Source organism: Acinetobacter sp. KS-LM10, assembly GCF_036896575.1.
Lineage (GTDB): Bacteria > Pseudomonadota > Gammaproteobacteria > Pseudomonadales > Moraxellaceae > Acinetobacter > Acinetobacter avistercoris.
Window position 1 is genome coordinate 2778810 of record NZ_CP145906.1, and the last position, 18798, is coordinate 2797607.

The 18798-nt window shown below is 38.0% G+C and carries 15 protein-coding genes and 1 pseudogene; 8 read left to right on the top strand and 8 right to left on the bottom strand.

The annotated features are described in order from the left end of the window. Nucleotides 1-45: 45 nt before the first annotated feature. On the bottom strand, nt 46-1455 hold the full coding sequence (gene ffh / locus V5M36_RS12545) for a signal recognition particle protein (RefSeq protein ID WP_338559537.1): 1410 nt from the start codon (nt 1453-1455) through the stop codon (nt 46-48). A 143-nt stretch (nt 1456-1598) separates the two neighbouring features. Here ffh and V5M36_RS12550 point away from each other — a divergent pair, with 143 nt between their 5' ends. From V5M36_RS12550 to V5M36_RS12585, 8 genes are all read left to right on the top strand, one after another. Next, nucleotides 1599-2408, top strand: coding sequence for a cytochrome C assembly family protein (locus tag V5M36_RS12550; protein ID WP_338559539.1), 810 nt, complete (start codon nt 1599-1601; stop codon nt 2406-2408). A gap of 275 nt (nt 2409-2683) precedes the next feature. Then, on the top strand, nt 2684-3103 hold the full coding sequence (locus tag V5M36_RS12555) for a type IV pilin protein (RefSeq protein ID WP_338559542.1): 420 nt from the start codon (nt 2684-2686) through the stop codon (nt 3101-3103). 1 nt (nt 3104) lies between these two features. Beyond that, nucleotides 3105-3638 (top strand): pilus assembly FimT family protein, encoded by a 534-nt coding sequence (locus tag V5M36_RS12560; RefSeq protein ID WP_338559545.1) that lies wholly within the window; start codon nt 3105-3107, stop codon nt 3636-3638. Then, nucleotides 3610-4032 (top strand): PulJ/GspJ family protein, encoded by a 423-nt coding sequence (locus tag V5M36_RS12565; RefSeq protein WP_338559548.1) that lies wholly within the window; start codon nt 3610-3612, stop codon nt 4030-4032. Before V5M36_RS12560 ends, V5M36_RS12565 begins: the two co-directional genes overlap by 29 nt. Nucleotides 4033-4035: 3 nt before the next feature. Beyond that, entirely contained in the window at nt 4036-4662 is a 627-nt protein-coding gene (locus V5M36_RS12570) for a prepilin-type N-terminal cleavage/methylation domain-containing protein (RefSeq protein WP_338559552.1), read from the top strand. A gap of 21 nt (nt 4663-4683) precedes the next feature. Beyond that, complete coding sequence (locus V5M36_RS12575) at nt 4684-7326, top strand: hypothetical protein (RefSeq protein WP_338559554.1); 2643 nt, start codon at nt 4684-4686, stop codon at nt 7324-7326. A 179-nt stretch (nt 7327-7505) separates the two neighbouring features. Continuing rightward, complete coding sequence (locus V5M36_RS12580; RefSeq protein WP_338559557.1) at nt 7506-8438, top strand: tRNA dihydrouridine synthase; 933 nt, start codon at nt 7506-7508, stop codon at nt 8436-8438. 201 nt (nt 8439-8639) lie between these two features. Beyond that, complete coding sequence (locus V5M36_RS12585; protein ID WP_338559561.1) at nt 8640-9572, top strand: IS5 family transposase; 933 nt, start codon at nt 8640-8642, stop codon at nt 9570-9572. Nucleotides 9573-9678: 106 nt separating this feature from the next. On the opposite strand, the gene V5M36_RS12590 is transcribed toward V5M36_RS12585, so the two are convergent. The 7 genes and pseudogenes from V5M36_RS12590 to V5M36_RS12625 all read right to left on the bottom strand — a co-directional run bounded on the left by V5M36_RS12590 (nt 9679) and on the right by V5M36_RS12625 (nt 18038). Continuing rightward, entirely contained in the window at nt 9679-10512 is an 834-nt protein-coding gene (locus tag V5M36_RS12590) for a hypothetical protein (protein ID WP_338559563.1), read from the bottom strand. A 1270-nt stretch (nt 10513-11782) separates the two neighbouring features. Further along, nucleotides 11783-14318 (bottom strand): annotated as a pseudogene (locus tag V5M36_RS12600) (type VI secretion system Vgr family protein); the annotation flags it as partial. Nucleotides 14319-14509: 191 nt separating this feature from the next. Then, the gene (locus V5M36_RS12605) at nt 14510-14914 is read right to left on the bottom strand and encodes an NUDIX hydrolase (protein ID WP_338559566.1); all 405 of its coding nucleotides are present in this window, start codon (nt 14912-14914) and stop codon (nt 14510-14512) included. Between the two features lie 437 nt (nt 14915-15351). Then, nucleotides 15352-15816: a nuclear transport factor 2 family protein gene (locus V5M36_RS12610; RefSeq protein ID WP_338559568.1), complete on the bottom strand. Its 465-nt coding sequence runs from the start codon at nt 15814-15816 to the stop codon at nt 15352-15354. 312 nt (nt 15817-16128) lie between these two features. After that, the gene (locus V5M36_RS12615; RefSeq protein ID WP_338559569.1) at nt 16129-16467 is read right to left on the bottom strand and encodes a zinc ribbon domain-containing protein YjdM; all 339 of its coding nucleotides are present in this window, start codon (nt 16465-16467) and stop codon (nt 16129-16131) included. 210 nt (nt 16468-16677) lie between these two features. Beyond that, nucleotides 16678-17073, bottom strand: coding sequence for a ribonuclease E inhibitor RraB (locus tag V5M36_RS12620; RefSeq protein ID WP_338559571.1), 396 nt, complete (start codon nt 17071-17073; stop codon nt 16678-16680). 299 nt (nt 17074-17372) lie between these two features. Then, the gene (locus V5M36_RS12625) at nt 17373-18038 is read right to left on the bottom strand and encodes an RluA family pseudouridine synthase (protein ID WP_338559572.1); all 666 of its coding nucleotides are present in this window, start codon (nt 18036-18038) and stop codon (nt 17373-17375) included. Nucleotides 18039-18798 lie beyond the last annotated feature (760 nt).

The window sequence follows — 18798 nt, forward strand, 5'->3', positions numbered from 1 at the left end:
ATGAAAAAGGCGCTCTAAGCGCCTCATCCATTACTAATAAAAAATCTACTTTTTATCACTACCACCAAATAATGGGCCCATACCACCGCCACCGCCGCCGAGTTTTTTCTGCATTCCCGTGAGCGATTTCATCATTTTTGCCATACCCGTTGGATTCGAAAACTTCTTCATCATTTTCGCCATCTGCGCATGTTGCTTAATCAGCTTATTCACTTCAACCACATCCATACCACAACCTGCCGCAATACGTTTTTTGCGGCTAGGATTCATCAGATCTGGATTACGGCGTTCTTTAATGGTCATCGATTGAATAATCGCTTCCATTTTTTTGACTTGCTTTTCAGGGTTTGCCTGTGCAATCGCGTCTTGAATACCCGAATTGCTCATTCCCGGCAATTTATCCAAGAAGCCCATCATGCCGCCCATTTTATTCATTTGTTCAAATTGCATTAGCATGTCTTCAAAGTTGAAGTTACCACCCTTCTGCAATTTTTTAGCCATTTTTTCGGCTTTTTCTTTGTCGACTTTACGCTCAAGCTCTTCGACTAAAGAAAGAACATCACCCATGCCCAAAATACGCTGTGCTACACGCTCAGGATGGAAAGGTTCTAAAGCATCAAGCTTTTCACCCATACCCAAGAACTTAATTGGCTTACCCGTAATGGCACGAACTGAAAGCGCTGCACCACCACGTGCATCACCATCGGTTTTTGTCAGGATCACACCTGTCAAAGGTAAAGCATCATTAAAGGCTTTGGCAGTATTTGCGGCATCCTGACCCGTCATGGCATCGACCACGAATAAGGTTTCAGTTGGATTAATCGCTGCGTGAAGCTCTTTAATCTCATCCATCATGTCATCATCAATATGCAGACGACCTGCAGTATCGACAATCAGAACATCAGCAAATTGGATTTTTGCTTGCTCAATGGCACGATTCACAATATTAATCGGTTTTTCATCAGCGCTTGATTCTAAGAAAATCGCACCCACTTCCCCCGCAACAGTTTGTAACTGCTTAATCGCTGCTGGACGGTATACATCGGCAGAGACCATTGCGACTTTTTTCTTTTGACGCTCTTGTAAGAAGCGCGCAAGCTTAGCAGCAGTTGTGGTTTTACCCGCACCTTGTAAACCTGCCAACAACACCACTACAGGTGGTTTTGCAGCAAGATCTAGGCTTTCGTTGGCTGCACCCATCATTTTTGTCAGTTCGTCATGAACAATCTTGACAAAAGCTTGGCCTGGAGAAAGCTGAGTCATCACTTCCTGACCCAATGCCTCTTCCTTAACTTTCGCAATAAATTCACGAGTCACAGGCAAGGCAACGTCCGCCTCAAGGAGAGCCATACGTACTTCACGTAACGTATCTTTAATATTATCTTCGGTCAGTTGCCCTGAGCCAGTAACATTTCTTAAACTCTGCGTGAGTCGTTCTGTTAAGGTATCAAACATTGCAAAATCCGCTTAAAATGGTTGTTGCAAAAAAATCTTTCTTAAAATAGAAAATTTATGCATAAGATGCTATAGGATACTGTAGTTCGCATGGAATTTATATCTCATAACATGAATATTCAGCATCCAGAAAAAGGTTTGACATGATTAGCCTCCCTTTGGTTTATACAATTTTAGCATTATTTGCTTATACCACATCTTTTTGGTATTTGTTTTTACATTTAATGTCAAAACGTACGCCAAATCATTGGTTTATCGGTGTTGTTTCTGGTTTAGGTTTATTTCTACATGGGTTGGTATTGTATTTCGATATGGTAACTCCGCTTGGGATTAATTATAATGTCTTCAATTTACTCTCTTTCACATCAGCATTAATGCTTTTACTTAGCTTACTTTACAGTAGCTATCGCCCTGTGCTTGCTTTGAATTTAATCGGAATTCCTGTTGCGGGTCTCGGTTTGATTTTAGGCTTTAGTATGAGCCAACCGATTTTAGAACTCAGAGAGAATTCTTTTGGGCTAGACATTCATATTATTTTGTCTTTATCAGCCTATGCCGTATTGCTCATGGCCACCATTCATGCCGTTTTACTTTGGTTGCAAGACCGAGAACTCAAAAACAAACAAAAAAAACGCGTTTGGGTCAATTTACTTCCTTCGTATCAAGCGATGGAATCTTTACTATTTGATATGTTAATCACTGGATTTACATTATTAACTGCAGCATTACTTTTTGGTTTTTTTACCATCGATAATTTCTTTGCTCAGCATTTAGCACATAAAACTGCATTCAGCATTGTCTCGTGGTTTGTTTATGGTGCTTTATTATTTGGACATTATAAATTTGGATGGCGAGGTCAAAAAGCGCGTCGTTTTACGATCTTTGGTTTTATATTATTAGCGATTGGTTTTATAGGCTCAAAGTTTGTTTTAGAAATGTTACTTTCAAAATAAAAATCAAAATAATGTTAAACAAGTATCATTAATTAATAAAAATGATGATTAATTTTTTTCATACTCATTATTATATAAAAATTTCAAAAATAAAAAAATAACTAATTAAAACAAATAGATAAAATTAAATTAAGATTTTCTTAATACTATCATTATATTAACTTAACCTCTTCATCGTTAAATAAGCCACACTCATCAACTTAATATTGTTTAAATACTACAGTAGAATTACTGTAAAAATTAGTAAATAGTTTTTAACTATTTTGGGGATGATGATGAAAAAAAATACAGGCTTTACATTAATTGAGTTATTGATTGTGGTTGTTATTATGGCTATTTTAGCCGCAATTGCAGTCCCGAGTTATCAAAACTATATTACGAAAGCAAAAATTAAAGAGGCCCAATCCAATTTAGTTGCATTATCTCTTTCAGCTGAACAAGCATACCAACGGACTTTAAGTTATCCCATCGCAGATTTAACCACGACTGACCTCATTAAAACGAGCACTACATTTAGCACTTGGAACCCGACCTCATCTGCCTTTGTCTATCAATACACATCGACAGATGGACTGACTTATGTATTACAAGCTACAGGTTCAGACGCTAAAGTTACAGGTTGTACGTTAAAGCTAACGAATCAAGGTCTGAGAGAAGCAACAAACTGTGGCTCAGTAACTTCGTGGGTTAAATAGTATGAATCGCTCACAAGGAAGTCATTCGATTCAACGAGGTTTCACCTTGATTGAACTCATGATTACGATCGCAGTTTTAAGTATTTTATTGTTGATTGGAAGCGCTTTAACAAGTGCTTGGGTAGATCGTAGCCAAGTCAATAATAGTGTATCCGCATTAAAAAATGCTGTATTTCAAGCTAAATCTGCTGCCTTAAGAAATACCAATGATCAACCCACAACCTACCCAGCAGTTAGCGTATGTTTTGATCGTGAAACCAATACGATCAATGTTGTTCGAGCGGCAGCATACACACCCAATGCATGCATAGCTTCTATAGATAACACGCCTTCTCAAAATTATATTTTGCAAAGTTATCCCATCGCGAGCGGCATAGCGCTTAAAACCAATGCAATAGATTTTGAATGCTTAGCATTTAACTCCTCTGGCGTTTTAATTTTAGCGACAGGAATAACGACAACATGTTTGAACGACGCTAATTTAAAGATTGATATCGAGAAAAATAATGAAAAAGCAAACATTCAAGTTAACTAATCAGCGAGGTTTCACCCTCATAGACTCTCTTGTCGGGCTAATCATTTTCTCGATTATCGCTTTTGGGAGTGGTTTAGCGATTAGTCGTATGCTGAATGTACAAAAGGACATGAACATCAACTACATCGTTATTAATGAAATGCAAAATAAGTTACAGACGGCAATGCAAACGACTGCGACCAATCCACCTGCAACACTGTGTGAATCTCCATCATTAACGTCAAATATAGTCGTGGCCAATACAACTTTTTATGTCGCCTGTGCAACTGAAAAAATTACTGTAGATACAACCGTTATTGAATGGCCAGTTTTAGCTGCCAGTAAAAATCAAGCTCAAGCTACCTCTTGTGCTCAAGGAACACTGAGTGATTCATGTTATGTGGTGGGGAGATAAGTGATGAAACAAGCAGGTTTTACGTTGATTGAACTTATGGTTGGACTTGTCATTGCCATGCTGTGCATGTTGATGATGCTTATGCTTTTCAAACAGATCACTCAGATTGGACTGAATGCCGCTCAAGATGCTGAATACGATGCGCAAATTCAAACAGGTTTATTGGTGGCTCAAAAATTTATGCAAAATGCAGGTTACGGTTCTGGATTATCGAATGATATTCAAATCGGAACGCATTATGGTCGTTCTGCAGTTTTTTGGAGATTTATACCGAATATTGGAACTACACCGATTACCTATCAATGCCAAGGAATTGCAGAAAAAATTACCACTGATGGCAACACCAAATTACATCAACTAATGCTGCTCAAAAAAACATGCGGTTCTGATCCAACTAACTGGAAAAATGGCACATGGGAAGAAGACCAAAACATTGTTGCATTTCGTAGTTCTAAAGCAGAGCCTATTTTTGTCTATAACATTACTTCAGGACAATGCACACCTTATGGCGTTGATAAAAATAACTCAAAAGGACTGAAACAAATGACCATTTCAGCAAAAAGAGAACATATCACAGGGACAGGTGGCAGTATCAAAAATACTGTCTGTCTCAACAATATTCTCTCCTGATAGAAATAGTGAGTACTCGCGATGACGACATTAAAAAGACAACAAGGCATGGCCACTATTCTATTGGTTTTGCTGATTGGGCTAACATTAATGATTGTAACTGCTTCAGTTGCAAGATCATTGGTTTCAAATAAAGAATCCAGCGTTGCTGCACATGGTCAAACCAATGCCCAGCTCATGGGATGGGCTGGTGTCAGTGCGTTTCGTGCACATATTTTAAAACAAGGTCAATTGGGCCTCAGCAATCTTGAAAAGTTACACAATACTTCTGTGACCTTACGTAACGATGTCAATGAAAAAGTCGTGATTGCTAAAAATATTCAAGTAATCGGCTGTGTTGATAAAAACTCAACGTGTACGATTAGCGCAGATATCAGTGCAAATAATATTAGATCTCAAGCAGCAACAACGATTCACGCTGTTTATGAACTTTTAATTAAAGATGGTCAAGTCACGATTGCTGGTGAAATGCCATCAGTAAACTTTGGTGGAAATACTTTTCTATCTGGAACAACTTTAAGTGCAGAAGTACCAAACACCAAAGCAGTATTAAATGTTGATGGTGGTAATGCTTCTATTCAAGCTGGATTTAAAACGAACAATCTTTCTAAACTCACCATAAATGTAAAAAAAGATCCTCGCACGGGTAAAGGCGGTGATGTTTACATCGACTGTTCATTTACTGGATGTGGAAATGTAGAAATAGACATTAATGCAGAAGGTAAAGTTTTTATTATCCACCCTGGTAATTTTGGTAATATCAGAGCATTGGAGTCTGTTAAATTACAAACTGGAGTGACTGCCAAAAACATTGAAGCCTTGGGCGAAGTACATTTAGCACTTAAATCTACGGCGCAAAATATTTCCACACTAGGTCAGGTAGAACTTTCAGAAGGTTCATCTGCAACTAACATTAAAACCAATGGCGATGTAAGACTTTATACCAATGTTACTGCAACCAGTGTTCAAACTATTGGTAATGTGAGTATCTCAATATTTAGTCGTGTGACCGGTGATGTTCTCTCTGGTAAAGATGTAAGTATTTCAAACAGTACCGTCGGCGGAGATGTTAAGGCTTACGAATCTGTTGACTTGTCTTTATTCTCCAAAGTTAATGGCTCTGTTTATTCCAAAGGAATCGGTCAGGGTACGAGTCTTTATAATGCTGCCGTACAAATGAGTTCAAGCTGGGTTGGTGGTAATATTTCTGCTTATGGCGATTTAAGTTTTCCATTACTTGAAGGTATTGATGTCGATGTTCAAGGCAATGTAAATCTTAAAGGCAAAATTAATAGCATTTTCTTGTCTAATCCAAGAATTCTGGGTAAAACCACTGAAAAAATTACAGGTACAATCGCAGGTCTTGATTTTGTTGTTCCGAACGCATTGAATGAAGCAGCCTTTAGAAAAGACTTATCAGATTTAATCAACGGCCAACTGGAGTTCCAAACTCGAGTCGATGTCACTGAATATAAAAAAGATGCCAATTATATTTTCACGAAAGTTAATGGGATGGCTCGCGTTTATCTTAACCATTTGAAAAATGAAAAAACCAAAATCACCTACATGTATGAAGATGGTAAACAATATGCAGTAGACCAAAATAAAAACAAAACATTGATCAACAATGAAGGATTTTATTTAGGTAAATATACTCGAAATACCAATCACTATGTAGGTGCTATTTGCCTCACTGTTGAAAAAGAACAATATATGACCAATAGTGCATTAGTTCGATCTGGTCACAAGAGTGGATATTGTTCTTCGGAAATTATTGGTTATCTACCCCGTGTTAGTATGGACTTCGTCGGCTTTAATGGCGCTGACCTTTCTATTTTTGGCTGGCCTGTAGATTATGACTTTACTCTTTTACCAGACACTTTCTATATACGCTCAATGAAAGAGTCGAGTTTAGAAAATGCAGCTTTCGCACCTGGTATTTTCTACTTTGAAGGAAAGTTAATTATTTCTGGTGATGCGAACATCAATGCAGACAGTATGAGCACTGCATTTACCAACAGTTTTCTTGCTGAAGGTTCAATTGATGCGATTGCGTTTTCCCCTCGAATTTACTCACCTTATAACGTTACGAGAGGTGGAACACCTTCAATTATTTGTTCGCGAAATTTAAACTCTGTCAACAATACTGAGTTTTCAACGGCGCCACCTGCAACTCAACCACAAACCATTTCCAATAAGTTTTTGACTCCTGTAAACCTATGTAAAGATGAAAATACCTTTTCATACAAAATGAATAAAGTTCCAGATCCGAGTAGACCCGGTTCAGATATGATTGATAAAATCAAAATCGATGGCGTTCAGGTTAAAAAACTAGATTTAGGTTTGGTTGCTTTAATGTCAAATCGAATTGTTCGAATAGGTGCTTGTGCACAAATTTATGGGGATGTTTTGGCTCGAAGTACTGTCGAAGGGAGTGCTGCTTGTGGTATTACAAAAAATCCAAATGCAATTGTTGGCAGCATTAGCTCGCAAGGCGTTGAGCCTTTTATTGAAGGTATACAACAAATCAATACATTTGGTGCTGGTTCTAAGATTGTGATTCCAAAGCAACAATACACCAATGCTCAAGAACTTGGATCAACATCAGTAGAGCAAGGCTTAGTAATTAATTCAGGAGCACTTAAGTGGGCTAAGTACCTCTAGATCCGTTTAACAACTCAAGGTCTAAACTCGATTAACGGGTTTAGACCTTTTTAATTAAGCAAGATATTTATAATATTAATCAAAACTTAGCATTGCTGTTCAAGTCAGTATTATTCCTGCCTAGACAAATTCCATAAAAATCCGTATAACAGCTTTTTTAAGATGACAGGCTATTACATTTGAAACTTATTCTTGCACCCATGGAAGGCTTAACTGATCCAATTATGCGCGATGTTCTGACGCATGTCGGAAGCTTTGACTGGTGCGTGACTGAGTTTATCCGTGTGACAGATTCTGTTCTACCTGACCATGTTTATCATAACTACTGTCCTGAGTTACTCAATAATGGTAAAACTGCTGCTGGCACCCCCGTACACGTTCAGTTTTTAGGAAATAATCCAGAAATGCTTGCTGCTAATGCAGTACGCGCTGTCGAACTGGGTGCACCTGCGATTGATATGAACTTTGGTTGTCCTGCAAAAACAGTGAATCGACATCGAGGTGGATCTGTATTACTCGATGAACCAGAAACTGTTCATGTGTTAGTCAAGGCTGTACGAGATGCTGTACCTGCAGATATTCCAGTATCCGTAAAAATGCGCTTGGGCTACATGGATCGAAATTATACATTAGAAAATGCACATGCTATTGAAGATGCTGGTGCGGCGTGGCTCACAGTTCATGCACGGACTAAAGCTGAAGGTTACACTCCCCCAGCCTTTTGGGATCAATTAAAACCTATTCGTGAAGCCTTAAAAATCAATGTCATTGCCAATGGTGAAATTTGGACCAATAGTGATGCAAAACAATGTCAAATAGAATCTGGTTGTGAAGATTTAATGATTGGTCGAGCTGCAGTCACGACCCCTGACATTACCCAATGCATCCGTCAAAATAAAGATGAACCTCTCATTACTTGGAATGAATTATTAGCCTTGCAAGTTCGTTTCCTAAGTGGTCCTTATAAAAAAGAAATCAATATGGTCGGACGTTATAAACAATGGATTGGTATGATGTCTAAGCACTATCCTGAAGCAAAATTGCTTTGGAATGAAGTTAAACGTATTAAGCTGTTAACTGAAATCGTTGAAAAAATTAAAGCAACTCAATAATTATATTGCTTCATTTTAGTACAATAAAGCTTTAGAACTATTCAAAAGCTTTTTAATTCATAGAGATTATTCAACATCCATATTAAGGATGGATTGAATCTCTTCTGGAGAAAACTCTTTAGACAAATCTGATGTAGGATTTAAAACGGCTTTGTTGCAGAAAGCTATTCCTGAAGGCTTCTTTAGCAATATAATTTCCAAATGAAGAAGCCTGCATCCAAAATCTATCGCACAACGAATTGGCCCTCTTATAACCAAGCTCTAATCAAGCGAGGAAATATTTCAATTTGGTTCAATCCTCAGACTCAATGGTATGCTCAGCCACAAGCTAAGCATGGAAGAAATCAAACCTATTCTGATACAGCGATTCAGTGCTGTTTGATGATCAAATCTATCTTTCGCCTTTCTTTGCGTATGGTCACAGGCTTTGTGCAAAGCCTTATTCAACTTAGTGGGTTAAGTTGGACAGCACCGGATTATTCCACACTTTGCAGACGACAAAAGCAGATTGATATTGCGATCAGCTATCAAAAAAGTCATGAAGGACTGCATCTATTGGTAGACTCAACTGGCTTTAAGTTTTTAGGCGAAGGTGAATGGAAACGCAAGAAACATCAGCCTGAATATCGTCGGCAATGGCGTAAACTGCACATTGGGATAGATGCTAAAACCTTACAAATACGAGCTGTACAGCTCACAACAAATAATGTCAGTGACTCACAAGTTTTGGGTGATCTGCTGAATCAAATCCCATTTGATGAACGCATTGATTCTGTCTATACCGATGGAGCATATGACACGAAATTGTGTAGACAAGTGATTTCAGATCGTCATGCACATGCCGTAATTCCTCCAAGAAAAAATGCAAGGCCATGGAAAGATAAGCAATTGGGATCTTTAGAGAGAAATGAATTATTGAAAACAGTCAAACATCTAGGAAGAGCGCTGTGGAAAAAGTGGTCTGGTTATCATCGACGTAGTTTGGTCGAAACTAAGATGCATTGCATCAAATTATTGGGCGATAAACTCAGTTCGAGAAACTTTCAAAGCCAAGTCAATGAAATCCATGCACGTATAGCCGTGTTAAATAAATTTACAGAATTAGGTCGCCCTCACACCCAAGTTGTCACTTAAATTTGTGCAGCTTAGGAAAGATCAGTCTTTAAAATCTTTATGCAACAAAGCCTTTCGCAGCAAGCGTTATGTGATTACATATTAGTGATATTCAAAATCATAAATTTTAGAATTTGATATTATACTCATCTAGAATTTTCTGAGCTTGACTCTTATAAACAATAGAATCTCTTTGCAACCAATTTGCATAATCATGTTTGAGATAGTCTTTATAGCGTTCCGTTAATGCTTTACATTGTATTTCTTGTTCAGTCGATAATTTTTCTGACTCAATTTTCTTGATTAAATTTATCAATTCACGATTAATTAAAGTTTGATCCACATTTTTTGCCCAAGCACATGACTCAACGAAATCTTTATTTACACCATATCCAAAATAGTACATTTGCATAAAATAAATGGGGGTTATGTCATAACCAACTTTCGCTAAATATTTATTCATATTTACAATATTTTGCAATTCTTGATTCGATAATTTTGATACATTTTTTTTATCAATTACCCAATCATTATCAATTTTTGAAGATTCATTTTCTTTTAAAAGTAGTAAGCTTACATAAAATGGGAAATTTCCAAGCCCCCCCTCTAATATTGAGGTCTGTATAAGCTTTAGCTGGACCTTAATTACCTCATCAATATTCTTAATCGCTTTAACTTCATCAACTTCATCAATTGATGAAGCTGCATACGAAGCTGCAAGTGGCTGTCCTTTTAAACCTAAATCATAAAATTCATTTACATTAAGATTAACGGGTAAATTTCTTTCCATTTCATCATCTTGCCGCAATTTTAAAGCAACTAATTGTGCTCCTAAATGTCCATTACTTGCCTTTCTAACGAGTAACTCCTCATCATTTACAGAGTTATAATTTTCATAAACAGTAATAGTTTCTTTTACATCCCATTCAGAATTGCTTTTAAGTAATTCTTCACTTTTCATAGTATTTTCCACTATACGATTCTTTGGACTCTCATTGTTATTACATGCTGTTAGAAATATACAACTAATCAATAAAAAATATTTCATTAAAATCAACTTTTCGGCAGCTTTAGTTTTTGACCAACTTTAAGATTATTTGCTTTCCCATAAGGAATACCATTTATATCACATATTTTCTGCCAAGTTGTCGAATAATTACTTGCAATTCTGGACAATGTATCACCATCTTTCACAGTGTATAAGGACTTATCACCACGATTTGGAGCAGGAGAAGGAGGATTTTTTGGAGCATCCCCTTCACCAATCTTTGCAAGATTAAAAACCCTCAAGGCACCAGCTAACTCTTTAACCATTTTAGACTCACGAGCTTTTAAAAATCGCGGGTAAATTCCTTTAAACGGTTTATCAGCAGTTGTAGCCCACCAAGTTAAAGATGTTGGACCATAAACTGTACCCACACCAGGTAGTTTCGATAGTTTCTCACCCATACTTGTTGTTCGATTACCTTGTTGACAAGCAAGTAACATTACTGGTTGCTTCTTAAATCCTTTTTTCTTCATTTCTCTAAGTAGAATTTTAGCATCAGTAATATACTTAGGTGCTAATGGATTAAAATTTTGCTCCAACATTCCATCCCCCTTTCCATCAAAGCCCCCATGAGTAAATACATAAAAATATTTTTTGGGGAAATACCCCTTATCTATGATTAATTTTTTAGACTCCATCGTATATGCATTTGATGCAGTATTTTGAAACCACATTAACGCATCCAATTTCGAGGATGATGCATGAATTCGATTAACCAAAATGTCTATCTTTTCCAGAACAGCTCCTTGCGGTACATCTGGAACAGCATCTAATTGAAAACCATTAGCTTTTTCTGTTTGTATACGTTGGGCAAAAGTTGGATTTTTATTAGTTACAGACTGAATATATTTATTCTTAGTAACTTGATCTGCTGGCACAGGATATACGGAATCTGAAAAAATATTCTCTACTTTGTTTAGCTTATGAAGTACTTGTTGCTTATTAAAGCTCTCAGACAAATATGTAATATTTTCCTCAGGTAATACCTCTAAAAACTTATAATTCCCAACATGATTTGGAACATAACCATTTGCATCTGATTCAGTCAAAATAGTTTCATCATTAACGGTAGTTATTCTCACTTTTCTATATGGTAAAACTTTATTAGTTCCAACATCCAAAAGTATTTTTTTCACTATTGTTTCGTTTGAATTAATTTGTGGTAACAAATTAATTGAATTATTTACTTTAGCTCCACCAATAAACTGATGTTGCCCCGCTTTAACCTCAAACTTCCCACCTGTAGTCGAGAAGATTCCCGATCCATTGATTTTGAGTTGCGAGCCACCGGCAGTTAAAATGATTTCTTTCGGACTCTTGAATTCAATGACATCTTCAGTCGAAATGACTTGCACAGCTCTACGCGCAATCACATCTAACGCATCCCCTTGCGCTTGAATCTCAATCTTGCCCTTAGCTGCATAAAGTCGTGCACCTTCTTGCGCTGCAAACAAACTAATCTTCTTAGATGCATGCCCGATCAAGGACTTTTGCGTGGAAATGTTGATGCTATCGCCAGCACTGTGACTGATCTGACCGTCTGCCGATATATGAATATCTTCATTGCTTGCAAGTGCGATTGAGTTTGGTGAAGCCAGTATCATTAATGCTTGTTTAAACGCATCAGCTTTGTCTTTTTCACCTTTTTCAATTTGATCAAGAAAATCTTTTAATCTATCCAACACTTCCAAAGGATCCGTCTGCTGATTCTTAGCGACTTCACTTAAGGCTTTACTGTTGTTGAGGCTACCTTCGAGTTGGCTCTTCGCTTCTTTGGCATCAAGGTGCGTGCCTGTCGCTTGGTCTTGTTTATGTGTGCTGAGAAGTAAGCCTTGCCCTGCTCGTATTCCACCCCATTGGTCGGTTCTGAGTTCGAAGCCTTCTCCGCGTCCTTCGCTTTCTGAGGTTTCTTTAGGATGGCTGAGGTTACCGAGATTCAGCTGGGTTGCACCATGGCTGTTTTGCAGTTGGGTGCTGATTTGTCCAGTGGTGTCATCGAATCTGAGTTGGCCAAAGCCTTCGCCTTGCACTTCTTTGGATCTTATTCCTGCCAGTTTTTTGGTGTCTGGCAGTTGGCCTTTGGTGTCGAATTGGGTCGGACTGCGTTGGGCTTCGTGGATGCGTCCCACTACAAATGGACGGTCGATGTTGCCGTCGAAGAAGTCGATGACCACGATTTCGTTGATGCGGGGTAGGAAGCGTGCGCCGTAGCCTTCGCCTGCCCATGGGGTGAGTACATCCACCCATGCAGAGTCTGCATCGTTGTTGTTGGATCCTGCCCCACCATCGGCTTGGTTGTCTTCTGCTCGAGTGAATAGGAAGCGAACTTTGATGCGGCCCCATTCATCGACATGTATTTCTTCGCCTGCGGGACCGACCACTTTGGCGCGTTGTGGGTGTGCTGCTGGGCGGTGTTCCAGTGGGTTGTATTCTGGAACGGTGGTGATGTTGCGTCGTTGTAGAATCAGGGTGTTGTTTTGGCGTTCTTCGTTGTTTTGGTTATTCGGAATTGTCCATTGGCTTTGTTGTAGCAATTGGTTGATTTGTTCGTTCAGGTCTTTCGGCAGGTTGTTTTGGTTGTAGTAGTGTTTGCCGGTGATCAGGAATTCTTTGTCTGAGCCGCTGTGTTGGTCGATCTCTGGGTGTTCGTTCAGTTCGAACCAGTAGCCGACTTGGCTGTCTCGTACTGTGGAGTTGGCCGTAAATTGTTTGCTTTGGGCATCAAAGTAGTGGCTGAGGTTTTGGTTGAGCTTTTCGATTTGGCTGTTGTTGGAAGCGGTGGCTTGGTCTTCGCCTTTGAGGTCTTGTATCCATGCTGGGCTAAAGTGCCATGCTTGTTCGAGGCCAAGGCTGGCGTTGTCTTGGTTGTTGCTGTGTTGGTGTTTGCTTTGGACTGTGCCTGCACCTTCTTCTTGTTCGAGCACATCGGCTTGCCAGCGTTGTACGTGTACGGCTGTCGGTTGTAGTGTGCGTTGTCCAATGAAACTGGTGATGCTGTCTTGTTGTTCTGTGGCACTGCTGCGGTGGAAGCGGATGTTGCGGCGTTCGAGTGGAGCGTATTGGCTATTGTCATCAATTAAGCGAAGTTTTTGTGCTTCGATCGGATGTGATGAGTTGCTGACGTAGGCTTGGGCTTCGTCAATCAGCCAGTTGATGCCTTCACTGCGCATGAGGCGTGTCAGGAAGTCGTAGTCGCTTTCGTTGCTTTGCATGATGAAAGGACGGATGTCGTATTGGTTTTTAAGTCCACTCAGGTCTAGGCTTAAGCTAGAAGCAAAGAGAGGGCTTTTTTTCTGCCATTCTTGGAACAGGGTTTCAACCACATCTACCGCAGATTTGTTCATGAATACGCGGCTGTTACGGCGTTTGTGCCACAGAGCGGTTGGATCTGATAGTGTCAGTTTGTAGAGAGTCAGTGAGCCATCGCTTTGGCCTTGTGCGGCTGCGGTAATAATCCCTGTAGTGCGAAAGAGTGTGCCTTTGTCGGTCACTTGGTCTATCGCCACTTGGCTGCCAATGAATTGTTTGAGCGGGATACTCGCATCGGTCGACAGACAGATCAGCTCTGCCGTTGAACCTTGGTTCAGTGCGTGTTGTCCATCTATGCGTTGTAGAAAGACGTCGCTGTTCAGCGCAGGATTAGAAAATTGTACGTGTAGTGCACGTTTTTGAGCGCTTAACCCCAATTGCTCTAGTGCCGAAAATATATTGGCAAGCATAATTATTATCTATATCAAAGAAAGTTTTTAATTCCCTTCATTTAAACAAAATCATGCGACTTTGAATAGTGACAATTATCACAAAGTTGTTTTAAAGTGTAAAAGCTTAGGCTTTGCAGATTCATGATTTACAATAATAAATAAGCGATAAAAAAGACTCAAAATCTTTTATTGAAGTTTTATTTTTTTAGTTAGAAAGCTCGACTGATGACTTGCCCAGAATAGCTCAAACAATCCTTCACTCTTATTTTTTGGACTTCAGACAATGCTGAAATATCAAACCACGCATAATCACTATGTTCAGCACTTAACTTAATATCAGTAGATTGCAATAATTTGCATTTAAAAATAAAGGCATGCGAAGTCACGTTTGAATGAAAATATATGCCTGACAAATATTCAATGACGATTTCACAGCCTAACTCTTCCAGGCATTCACGATATAAAGCGTCATGGATAGTCTCACCCAAATCCAATCCACCGCCGGGTAATCCCCAATCGCAGTCTGCATAATTGGCTTTAAGTAATAACACTTGCCCCATGTCGTTTTGAATGACTGCATGTGAACTTAAGCGATAAAAATCTTGAAATCCCATTTTCAAAATTAACCTGTTAACCGAGCTAGATAAACACTATACAGCCTAAGACAAAACATCACCGGATTTTTGATGAACCTATTCTCATCAAAATAAATAGGCAACAAGAGAACGAATAGATAAAGCAAAGTATCCAAGCAAGACATCGAAGTTTTAGTCACGCATTAACGGCAATTTTTATTATAATGCGCTATGAATACAATCAGCTTTTAAAACAATAAACTTTAAGACCTGAACTTTTTTTTAGACCATGAACTTTAAGACCATGAACTTTAAGACAATCAGCATTTCAGACAATCAAAAAAAATAATCCGTCAAATTATTATTCTCTTGATGCAACTTAAGAGTTTTCTTTGACGTCAAAGAAAAATCTCAATGATTTTTTAAATCATTCTTTTTATTTTTTAAACCACTCTCTATTCTTTAAAACGACTTGTTTAAACAACGAACTGAAGTTTAGGATGGTCTTTTAACACAATCGCTTTTCCAGTTGTAAGATCGACAGGCATCGAAATGTGCTGATGCACTACATACCACTGACCATTTCGCTTTTGCATACATAAGGTGGTACGACACCATGGTATTTGTAATTGTTCCTCTAAAGCTAGATTCTCAACTTTAGAATGACAATGTATCACTGCAAGTCCGTCACTAGCACAAATGGTAATATCTCGACGCGAAATCTGCATTCCTTCCATCATAAAAGGTTTAAATTGATCCCAAGCCGCTTTGTATTCTTTAACCCCGTTGTGCTGGGTACTGACGTCAAACAAGATCACATCCGATGCACAGTGTTGATTGAGATCAACTTTTTTTTGCCCCAGTACAATTTGGTCCCAAATTTCGATTTGAGCCAAAACTTCATTGGCAATCTTTTTATCACCCTCTATTATTACAGTCACAGAATTTACCTTTTAGTTTTTATATATGTGATTAATTTAACACTTTATAAAATTAATGTTAAGTAAATTATAGTTGAGATTGGAAATTTAAATACAGTTTTATTCATTTTGTTTACAAACACATGCTCTCTCATATTTTAGCTGAATACTATTTTTAGAATTTTTTAACAAATATTCAAAGAACAATAAAACTACCCATTTTCATCTTTTTTCTTAAATCAAGATCGACACCATAAATATTGCCACAACGCTATAAAAATAAAAGCGGGCTAAATTCTTTAAAATTTAGCCCGCTGCTTTAAATTTTAAAACTTATGCTTTTTTTATGTATTCCGATTTAAGCTTCATTGCGCCAAAACCATCAACTTTACAATCAATATCATGACCGTCCGCAGCATCTGGAAGCAAACGTATATTTTTTGCTTTAGTACCGACTTTCACGACTGAAGATGAACCCTTGATTTTTAAATCCTTAATGACGGTCACGGTATCGCCATCTGCCAGCACATTTCCATTTGCATCTTTAATGATCACAACATCTTCAGAAAGCTCACCCTCTTTCCATTCATGTGAACATTCTGGACAAATCAAAAGATCGCCATCTTCATAGGTATATTCTGAATTACATTTTGGGCAACTCGGTAAAGACATAAAAAATCCAAATTAAATTGATACTTAGGCCTAATATAGCATTTTTCTGTATGCAATTTATCCATACCCTCAATATAATTATGGGTTAATAGACGTTTAGACTTTTCCTCAACTAAAAATAAAAAAACCTAAATATGATTTCATTTAGGTTTTTTCAATTCATGATTTTGAATTCAGAGAAAATCTCTCAATCAAAATTTTAGAATAGGATTAACTTTGGAGTTCTGCTTCATCAGTAGCATCTTCTTCGTCTTCATCATCATAGACATAGGCCATGCAACCCCAGCCATCGTACTCACCACCGTGTTGCTCTGCAATTTTTGTAAACCATTCTTCTAAATCTACAATGTCTGAATATTCAGGTTCCATATACACATAAATGGTCACAATCCATTCATGAACTTCATTTTCTTCATCAACAAAAAGACTGATTTTTTGCTCTTCTTGTAATAGAAATAAAGCGCATTTTTCGGCAAGCTCTTGCGTTTTAAATGCAATTGAATATTCAATTTCATGTGCTTCAGTCAGATCATCACCATCTTGATGCATCTGCCACAGTACATTGCCATTATCATCATCTGGATAGAGTTTAAAATCACGAGTCATGCGGGAATCCTTATCTTAATCATTATATTGAGTTGTGATTAGATTAACCCAAAATTATGTCAATTTTAATATATTTGATCTGTTTAATTTAATGGCAATAACCTGCATGCATTCAAGAAATACCGAAGCTCTAATTTCACCACTTTAATCATTCATTTTCGCACTGCCTTTTTAGCACTACAAAATCACCATCAGAACGCCCTCATCCTAGCCATCTACCAGATCGAGAAAGAATTTCACCGCTTCAAATGTTCATCGACTCAATGATTCCACATCTTCATTTTTGTCTTTAGCATCGATTAAAAAGGCACATGAGCTTTTATTTCAACAGGCATACCGCTCAATGGCTGTTTGAAAGCCAAAAAACTAGCATGTAATGCCATACGATTTAGAGGCGATTGACTGGCATGCGGATGATAAAAACGATCCCCCGTAATCGGATGCCCAATATACTGCATATGCACACGTAGTTGATGCGAACGCCCCGTAATTGGCGTTAATAATACTCGAGTGATGTCATTTTCTTCGTCATACGAAAGTGCTTGATATAGGGTTTTCGCAGGCTTACCCAACTCGAAATGGACAATTTGCCGAGGTCGATTTTCCCAATCTGTGATCAATGGGACTTCAACAGCGCCCTCACTTTTTAACTGCCCTTGCACCAAAGCAATATAATTTTTATTCACTGTGCGTGCTTGAAACATTTTGCTGATGGCGACCTCAGCATCACGATGCTTCGCAAACATGAGAATACCTGAGGTTGCCATATCTAAACGGTGGGTTATTTTTGCTTCAGGATATTCAGCCAATACTCGAAAATATGCACTGTCATGATGCTCGGGTAAACGCCCAGGCACAGACAATAAACCAGCTGGCTTATCTATCACGACCAAATCATCATCCTCATACAAAATTGCAAGAGGCGTATTTGGCGGTTGATAAACAAAAGGAAGGTTCAAAGGCATGAAGGTTACAACGGCGGAAAAGACGCAAAATATCAATCAATGTATGTCGTGTCAAAATATTTATGCAGAGTGAATGGATTCAGAAAACTCAGTTAAAACGTATGTGTTGATGTCGAGACATCTATTCATTCCATAAACGCCTATCATCAGTCATTTTAAACAATAAAATCATCATCAGTCATCCTAGCCGTCTGCCAGAGGAAGATAGAATCTTGACCTAGCATTATTTTGGCTGAAAATTGATTTTAAACTTAATGCGATATGGGCTGAGTGGTTTGATTGAGTTTGGTTTTAGCTTGAGCCTGATAATGACTTGATTTTATTTTTTATGATGTTCTAAATTTTATGCTTTTTTTATTAAGAATTTTGAGGGTGTCAGGGAAAAACATATTGTTTAACTTCAACTAGCATAACTTTGTAAGTTATAACCGTGTGCCTATAAATTGGTAATCTATAGCGTCCTAAGTAGAATCGAGACCTTTTGGGTGAGTACTGCACTCGCGTTTTGCGCCGCTGTCAGCATGCTACTCTCTTCGATTCCCATCACACCCTTGAGATATAATTTAACAATCTTGCCTTGGAATTAAATTCCGAAGATCATCTCATTTGAATTGTTTTTAAAAAATATTCCCGATAAATAGTCTATTTTTGATAAAAAATTCCAAACCATGCTTTTTATGCAAAATTAAAATGGGAAATAGCGTAAATGTTGGAATTAAAATTCATCTCAAGCGAAGAAAACTCACTTATATGCCAAAAT

Bases quoted from the DNA above. Each gene is read 5' to 3' on its own strand.
- ffh (WP_338559537.1), bottom strand. From the start codon at position 1,455: ATGTTTGATACCTTAACAGAACGACTCACGCAGAGTTTAAGAAATGTT.
- V5M36_RS12550 (WP_338559539.1), top strand. From the start codon at position 1,599: ATGATTAGCCTCCCTTTGGTTTATACAATTTTAGCATTATTTGCTTAT.
- V5M36_RS12555 (WP_338559542.1), top strand. From the start codon at position 2,684: ATGAAAAAAAATACAGGCTTTACATTAATTGAGTTATTGATTGTGGTT.
- V5M36_RS12560 (WP_338559545.1), top strand. From the start codon at position 3,105: ATGAATCGCTCACAAGGAAGTCATTCGATTCAACGAGGTTTCACCTTG.
- V5M36_RS12565 (WP_338559548.1), top strand. From the start codon at position 3,610: ATGAAAAAGCAAACATTCAAGTTAACTAATCAGCGAGGTTTCACCCTC.
- V5M36_RS12570 (WP_338559552.1), top strand. From the start codon at position 4,036: ATGAAACAAGCAGGTTTTACGTTGATTGAACTTATGGTTGGACTTGTC.
- V5M36_RS12575 (WP_338559554.1), top strand. From the start codon at position 4,684: ATGACGACATTAAAAAGACAACAAGGCATGGCCACTATTCTATTGGTT.
- V5M36_RS12585 (WP_338559561.1), top strand. From the start codon at position 8,640: ATGAAGAAGCCTGCATCCAAAATCTATCGCACAACGAATTGGCCCTCT.
- V5M36_RS12590 (WP_338559563.1), bottom strand. From the start codon at position 10,512: ATGAAAAGTGAAGAATTACTTAAAAGCAATTCTGAATGGGATGTAAAA.
- V5M36_RS12605 (WP_338559566.1), bottom strand. From the start codon at position 14,914: ATGGGATTTCAAGATTTTTATCGCTTAAGTTCACATGCAGTCATTCAA.
- V5M36_RS12615 (WP_338559569.1), bottom strand. From the start codon at position 16,467: ATGTCTTTACCGAGTTGCCCAAAATGTAATTCAGAATATACCTATGAA.
- V5M36_RS12620 (WP_338559571.1), bottom strand. From the start codon at position 17,073: ATGACTCGTGATTTTAAACTCTATCCAGATGATGATAATGGCAATGTA.
- V5M36_RS12625 (WP_338559572.1), bottom strand. From the start codon at position 18,038: ATGCCTTTGAACCTTCCTTTTGTTTATCAACCGCCAAATACGCCTCTT.